Genomic DNA, 5,507 nt, shown 5'->3' on the forward strand with positions numbered 1-5,507 from the left:
AGCGTTTTCATTTATAATAAAACTATCAAAATATAAAAGGCTTAATATGCAAGATCTCGTATCTCAGGCAAGAAAAGAGGGGATGATCAGCACCGGCATCGATCTGTTTTTAGCGGCAGTGCCTGCGACTTTAGTTGCGCTAGATATTGCTACTGGCGGCATACTGGGACTTAGCGGTAACAAGACGGCTACCTATATCACTGGCGGAATTATTTTTGCTCTTTTGTGTGTTTCGGTATTTTTCAGGCTAAGAGCGCTCCGCAAAATTTCAATGCTTAGCGGCATAAGGGCGGCGGTGCTTTACCGCAACTGCGTAATTGTCTGCATCTGTGTCATTGCCATAACAAGCATCTTTTTATTGATTCCTTTATCGATCTCACACAAGCATTTGGCAATGATATTGTGCATTTTAATAGCGTTTGCGGGCGCAATCTACATGATCGTAGCGTGGTTTTGCATAAATTTTGCTCTAGCGCGCGTAAGCGGCGTGAGGATCTTTGAGACATATGTGTGGCTCTGCGTCATCCTTTTTCCATTAAATGCACTATACCATTTGATATTACCCATAGTCCTCATAATAACCGGCATCGTGCACCTGCTAGCCTGGAGCAAGATAGAAAAGATAAGCGTAAAAGTTTAGAATTTCGCAAATATCTTGTCGCGATAGAATTCCGATCTTGTCGGTTTAATTTATATTTTATGCTTGTTTATATATACTTCGGGTCAAATTTTTAAAAAGGGTTTATATATGCAATTCATTGTATCTCAGGCAAGAAAAGAGGGGATGATCAGCACCGGCATCGATCTGTTTTTGGCGGCATTACCCGTGGTTTTTATCGTGGTAGGCTATGTCTCTTTCAGCGAGCCATGGCGCCTTGACGACGAGATGATAAATTATATCGCTAGCGGAATTTTGATCGCTTTTATTTGTGTTTCAGTATTTTTCAGATTGCAGGCGCTCCGAAAAATTTCAGCGCTTAGCGGCATAAAAGCAGCGACACTTTATCGCAACTGCATAATAATCTGCGTCTGCTTTTTTGCGCTAGCGCTCGTGCTTAATCACCTTTATCCGAGGGAGCCTGACGCAGACGGCGGGCAGAGTGATAATCCATTTGCGGCAATATTTGGACTAGCGCTTTTCGTGGGCGTTATTTACATAATCGTCGCATGGTTTCGCATAAATTTCTCTTTAGCGCGCGTAAGCGGCGTGAGTACCTTTCGGACTTATGTGTGGCTTTGTGTGGGACTTTTTGTGCTAAATATACTATGCAATGCAGCGATTATTGCTATAGCTATTTCCTCCGAGCCGCGGACCGAGCAGGTCTCGGCTTTAGCTATTGCTGTCGTAATGCTTAAACTGCTCCTGCCGTTTGCCGCTCTCATAATAACCGGTATCGTGCACCTACTAGCCTGGAGCAAGATAGAAAGGATAAGCACAGAGGTTTAAATTTTAAATTTTATAAACCTCTTGTCACGATAAAATTTCGCTCTTTTCGGTTTGATTAGCGTTTTACATCTGCTTTTTGCATATTGAAATAAATTTTTAAAAGGAATTATACGACGTGCAAGACACCGTATCTCAGGCAAGAAAAAATGGGATGATCAGCACCGGCATTGATCTGTTTTTAGCGGCGCTACCGGTGGTTTTGATGGCGATAGACTTTGTTTTTGAGGGCATACCGGGATATCCATATAATATCGTGATCATAGGTGGAATTTTTATCGCTCTTATCTGTTTCTCGGTGATTTATAGGCTAAGAGCGCTTTGTAAAATCTCTGCGCTTAGCGGCATAAAAGCGGCGGCACTTTACCGCAACTGCGTAATTGTTTTCATCTGCCTCGCGGTGTTTTCATTATTTCATCCGATAAGTTCTTGTAGAGAAGAGATGGTTAGAGAGACAACAGGAGAGACAATATGGAATTTAGCGGTACCCGCAGCCGCAATCTACATAATCGTAGCATGGCTTCGCATAAATTTTTCTTTGGCGCGTGTAAGCGGCGTGATGACCTTTCGGATCTACGTGTGGCTCTGCGCCTTCTTTTTCGCGCTAAATTGGCTATGTGGCGCAGGGCCCTTCGGTTTGGCTACCTCCAAGCCGCAAATTGGCGATTCCGATGCGGTTTTAATTATCGTGTCATTGAAGGAATTTTTGCCGTTTGCTGCCTTGATAATAACTAGCATCGTGCATCTGCTAGCTTGGAGCAAGATAGAAAAGCTCGCCTAAGCCGAAGCGCTTTCGTTTTGCAGCGACCGCGCGCTTTTGCAAGTCTAAACCGCAACGTCCAAGCCGCGCTATCCGGCGCAGCATCGCCGCACGCAGCAAAGCTGCAAGATAGCGCGTAAATTTAGAAAATTAAAAGGATAAAAATGAAAGAAATTTCAAAGCAAGATCTACTTCGCAAGGCGAAATTCCGCGGAGTTTTAGGTGCCGTGATTTTGCTAGGCATCGGCGTAAGCGGCACGGTGGGCGTAAGCAGCATAGACGAGGACGCGGTCGCGATTTTTAGAGTTTTAGCGCTACTAGCGACACTAGCGATATTTTACGACTGCTTCGTTTGCCTAGAAAAGGCACTAGGCGTGCGCTTCGTTAAGACCTATAGGCTGATAGAAAGTATCCCGATCGTCGCGATTTTGTGCTACTGCGCCATGGTAGTAGCGCTAAAGGAGGGCGCGATGCTTGATCTACTCTACACCCTGCTCTACGTCCTTTCGACGTGCGCAGCGGTGATAATCTGGGGCGTATTAAACTGCCGCCTAGCCACACTTAGCGGCGTGGATTTATTTAAAATCTACGGCATAGTGGTGTCCGTGACGTGGCCCTGCGAAGCGGTATCGGGCGCGCTAGCTAAAATAGGCGTAATCCTCGCGCTGCCGTATCTAATCGCAGCGTCGCTGGTAACTGCATTTTCGGGGATTTTGCTAATCATAGCATGGATAAAATTCAACCCCGCAAGGTTATGCGGCGCGGAAAATTCTAGCGAGCTTGATGGCACCAAGCTAGGCGCGGACGGCGAAAAACCGAGCATTTACAGCAAACTCGCCACTTTTAAGAAATCGGACGCGGACGATGCGAAAAAGCCCGCTTCCAAGGCGAGCGCAGATACCGCAAAAATGCCTGCTTCCAAAGTGAGCGCAGATGATACGACTGCCGCAAGACGCCCGGGCAACCCCGGATTTAAATTCTAACTCTACTCGCAATACGGAATTTCGTAAAATTTTTAAAATTTAAGGCGCGGAATTTTATCGCGACGCGCGGTGCACCAGGCGGAAACACGGGATTTTGGTTTATTTTTATCCGCTACGAACGCGCAAAATTTAGGGCAAAATTCCAAGCTGAAATTCCGCGATCAATTTAAAATTTTAAGCAGAGGTTCAATCCAAAAATTCCGACGAAGCAAAATCCAAGCCAAAATTCCAGCTGAAATTCTAAAATTCCGATCTAAATCCCTAATCCAGCTTATTTCTAAAAAGCGACGCCGCAAAGCTCAACGTGCCAAGCCCGATCAGCAGCAGTGGCACGATGAGATGCCACAGCTCGCCCAGGCCCGCGCCCTCCAGATAGATCCGCCACATGCAGTTGTTGGCATAATACATCGGATCGAGGTGCGCGATGTAGTAAAACCACCGCGGCATCGCGTCCGCAGGCGTTATCAGCCCGCTTATCATAATGCACGGCAACAGGAACAAAAACGAGCTCACGACCGATTGTAGCGAGGTTTTGCAGACGGTCGAGATCACGAGGCCGATGCCTACGTTGCAGGCGCTAAAGATCGCGATGATCGCAAAAAGATCCGCAAAGCGCCCTCGAAACGGAATTTCAAAGTAAAATACGCAGATCAAAAACAGCGCGAGCCCCTGCGCGATCGCGATCAGTACGGGCGGCACGGCCTTGCCGATCAGCATCTCAAGCGGGTTTGCGGGCGTCATCAGCATCATATCGAAGCTCCCCTCCTCGCGCTCGCGAGAGACGCTAAACGCCGATAGCATCAGCACCTGAATCATCGAAAGCCCCAAAATCATCCCCGTCATGATCGTGTAGCGCGTGATCGTGTTTTCGTTAAAAACATAGCGCGGATTTATGCTGATTAAATTAACAAAATGCTGCGCGTTGTATTCCCCCGCTATGGCTTGCACGAAGCCGATGACGGTGTTTGCCAAGGTCGTATTGCGCGAATCCGCGATGATCAAAAGCTCGTGCGTATCCTTAAAATCGCTGCCGAAATAGATCCCGATGATCGCTTCGCCCTCGCTTACGGCGCGGCGCAGGCAGGTTAGGTCTTTGCAGCCAAGTTCGGTCTTAAACATCGGCGTAGCGGCGATGCTCTGCACCAGCGCGGCGGACGTCGCATCGCGGGCATCGTCCAAAATCGCGTAGCGCACCTGCTCGGGGGTGAAATTCGCGCCGTAGCCGAATATGATCGCCTGCACCAGCACCGGCACGATCAGCACCATGCGCGTGCCCTTGTCGCGAAACATCGCCAAAAATTCCTTTTTAATAAGCGCGCGGATTCGAAGCAGGGATTTTCGCAGAGCGTTCATCGTGCGCCCCTTTCAAATTTAGCGGCACCTTTAAATTTAACGCCATTTTCAAATTTAGCGGCGCGCGCTTGCGGCGCGGAATTTAAAGCAAAATTTAAACGCACCGCAGGCGCCGGTTCAAATTTACGCGGCTCGGATTTAGATTTGCACGGCACGAGTTTGAATTTGCGCCGTGCGAGCGTAAATTTTAAAATTTCAGATCTATTGCGCGGCGGCTCGGGCGGAAATTTTAAAAGCGCAAGTTTAAATTTACGCGGCGACAAGGAACTAGAATTTAAAAGCTCTGCCGCTTGATTTTGCGACTCGAAGCGGCGTTTTAAGCGCTCTGCGGCGCTAAATTTTAAAATTTCAGATCTACGCTTCACCGCTGCACCTTGCAAGCCAAAATGCCTCGCGCTAAGAAATTTTAAAATTTCAAGCCCGCGCTCCGCTCGCTTGCAAAAAAATTCTAAAAATTTCATCGCGTCCTCTCTTTTGGCGACGTAAAATTCCGCCATCGATGCCTCGGGCGAAAGCGGAACATTAATTGCGCCGGTTTTTGCGGCGCGAAATTTCTCCGCGCAAGCGTAAGGCAAAAATAAAAATTTCATCGCGCGCCCCTTTTTACGCTAAGCACGCACAAGCTGAAAAACAAAACCGCTCCGAGCGCCTGAATGGCAAGGTTTACCCATAGCGTCGCGCTCTGTCCGCCCGATAGGAAGCAGATGCGAAAAGACTCGACCGCGTATGTGGGCGGCAGCAGGTGCCCGATGAAGTTGACCGCCGCGGGCAGTCCGCGCAGATCGAATATCATGCCGCTAAGCAACGTCACGGGTAGATAGCCGATGACGATGGCGTATTCCTGCGCTAGGAATTGATTTTTGCAGATCGCCGAGATCAGCATGCCTAGGCAGGTCATCTCCAGCACGAAGACGCACAGCGTCGCCAGCAGCATCGCTACGCTGCCGCGAATCGGGATACCCAAAAG

The 5,507-nt window shown here is 48.3% G+C and carries 7 protein-coding genes; 4 read left to right on the top strand and 3 right to left on the bottom strand.

Going from position 1 to position 5,507, the window contains the following annotated elements; all coding sequences use genetic code 11:
- The first annotated feature begins 46 nt into the window (after nucleotides 1-46).
- The 4 genes from Q0372_RS09975 (at nucleotide 47) to Q0372_RS09990 (ending at nucleotide 3,187) form a co-directional block, all read left to right on the top strand.
- A complete protein-coding gene (locus tag Q0372_RS09975) occupies nucleotides 47-640 on the top strand; it encodes a hypothetical protein (protein WP_298105496.1) in 594 nt (197 codons plus the stop codon).
- Between the two features lie 108 nt (nucleotides 641-748).
- On the top strand, nucleotides 749-1,447 hold the full coding sequence (locus Q0372_RS09980) for a hypothetical protein (protein ID WP_298105498.1): 699 nt from the start codon (nucleotides 749-751) through the stop codon (nucleotides 1,445-1,447).
- A 115-nt stretch (nucleotides 1,448-1,562) separates the two neighbouring features.
- Nucleotides 1,563-2,225 (top strand): hypothetical protein, encoded by a 663-nt coding sequence (locus Q0372_RS09985; RefSeq protein WP_298105501.1) that lies wholly within the window; start codon nucleotides 1,563-1,565, stop codon nucleotides 2,223-2,225.
- Nucleotides 2,226-2,368: 143 nt separating this feature from the next.
- Nucleotides 2,369-3,187, top strand: a complete 819-nt coding sequence (locus Q0372_RS09990) for a hypothetical protein (protein WP_298105504.1) — start codon at nucleotides 2,369-2,371, stop codon at nucleotides 3,185-3,187.
- A 261-nt stretch (nucleotides 3,188-3,448) separates the two neighbouring features.
- On the opposite strand, the gene Q0372_RS09995 is transcribed toward Q0372_RS09990, so the two are convergent.
- The 3 genes from Q0372_RS09995 to Q0372_RS10005 form a co-directional block, all read right to left on the bottom strand.
- Complete coding sequence (locus Q0372_RS09995) at nucleotides 3,449-4,540, bottom strand: ABC transporter permease (protein ID WP_298105507.1); 1,092 nt, start codon at nucleotides 4,538-4,540, stop codon at nucleotides 3,449-3,451.
- Nucleotides 4,537-5,130 (bottom strand): hypothetical protein, encoded by a 594-nt coding sequence (locus tag Q0372_RS10000; RefSeq protein WP_298105511.1) that lies wholly within the window; start codon nucleotides 5,128-5,130, stop codon nucleotides 4,537-4,539. Before Q0372_RS10000 ends, Q0372_RS09995 begins: the two co-directional genes overlap by 4 nt.
- Nucleotides 5,127-5,507, bottom strand: a 381-nt coding sequence (locus Q0372_RS10005) for an ABC transporter permease (protein WP_298105514.1), incomplete at its 5' end; no start/stop codon positions are given. The genes Q0372_RS10000 and Q0372_RS10005, both read right to left, overlap by 4 nt.

Origin of the sequence: uncultured Campylobacter sp., from assembly GCF_937997405.1 — a bacterium.
GTDB lineage: Bacteria > Campylobacterota > Campylobacteria > Campylobacterales > Campylobacteraceae > Campylobacter_B.